Annotated in this window: 2 protein-coding genes; both read right to left on the reverse strand. The window is 74.7% G+C overall.

The window, feature by feature from the left end; genetic code table 11:
• Position 1 precedes the first annotated feature (1 nt).
• Positions 2–277 (reverse strand): DUF6343 family protein, encoded by a 276-nt coding sequence (locus tag ABZ951_RS33875; protein ID WP_344098238.1) that lies wholly within the window; start codon positions 275–277, stop codon positions 2–4.
• A 200-nt stretch (positions 278–477) separates the two neighbouring features.
• The gene (locus ABZ951_RS33880; RefSeq protein WP_344098239.1) at positions 478–1029 is read right to left on the reverse strand and encodes a methylated-DNA--[protein]-cysteine S-methyltransferase; all 552 of its coding nucleotides are present in this window, start codon (positions 1027–1029) and stop codon (positions 478–480) included.
• Positions 1030–1142: the final 113 nt, after the last annotated feature.

Genomic DNA, 1142 nt, shown 5'->3' on the forward strand with positions numbered 1-1142 from the left:
GCTAGGGCTTCCGCTTCCGGGTGTCCCGGACGGGCTCGTACGGCGGGACGTCCCGCCCGGGCTGGAAGTGGGGCCCCTGCCGTATGTGCCGGACGACGAGGACCAGATCGACGGCGGCGACCGCCGCCAGCACGGCGCAGGCGACCGCCCACCCGGAATGCCCGGCCCGAGCGAAGAGCACGGCCCCGGCGACGGCCCAGACCAGCCCCCACCCGGCGAGCGCGCACCGCAGCCGCAGCGGGCTGCGCGCGGTGACGGGTTCGCTGCCTGTACGCATGGCGCACCATCTCCTGTTTCCAGGAAACACCCGGATCGGCCTGCGCGGGGCACACGGGGGCCCGGTCGTGCCGTGCAACGGACGGCCGTGTGCGGCGTCGTGAGACGAAAATGCGGGGCGTCCGCCGGGTGTTGGCGCGTCGGACCAGCCGCTTGAGCCGGGCGGCGGCGGAGGGCCGAACCGGATCGTCAGGGGAACCGTCAGAAAAGAGGCTCCGGGAGAACACCTTCGAGGGACAGCAGGGCCCGTTTGATCTCCAGTCCGCTGCCGAATCCCCCCAGGCCCCCGCTGCTCTCGATGACGCGGTGGCAGGGGACCACGACCGGCAGGGGGTTGCTGCCCATGGCCGTGCCGACCGCGCGGGCCGCGCCCTGGTCGCCGACGCGGTCGGCCAGGTCCTGGTAGCTGACGACGGTGCCGTACGGCACGTGCTCGGCCAGCTCGCGCAGCACCCGGCGGTTGAAGCCCGCGGTCAGGGACCAGTCCAGGGGGACCGCGAACGTCTCGCGGCGCCTGGCGAAGTACGCCTCCAGCTCGGCGGACGCCTGGGTCAGGACGTCGTGCGCGGCGCAGGGGCGGTCGGCGGGGGCGGTGCCGAGGCGGCGGGTGAGGCGGTCCACGGCGGCGGCCGCCGTGCGCGCGTCGGCACCGAACGCGACCTCCAGCAGCCCCTTGGGGGTGGCCGCGAGCCCCAGAGGGCCGATGGAGACATCCACGGTGGCCCACGCCCACTCCTGCGGCCGGGGCGGCAGGGTCGGTTCCTCGTCCGTCACAGGGACCAGGGTAGGGCGTTCCTCTCCCAGGAGCCACGGACGTTTCGGCCGTTCACGAGGTGACGCCCGCCGGCCCGCCGCCCGGTGCTAGG

This window comes from Streptomyces sp. NPDC046215, assembly GCF_040646215.1.
Taxonomy (GTDB): Bacteria; Actinomycetota; Actinomycetes; order Streptomycetales; family Streptomycetaceae; genus Streptomyces; species Streptomyces stramineus.

Excerpts from the sequence above, each read along its gene's own strand:
- ABZ951_RS33875 (WP_344098238.1), bottom strand. The coding sequence starts at position 277 with ATGCGTACAGGCAGCGAACCCGTCACCGCGCGCAGCCCGCTGCGGCTG.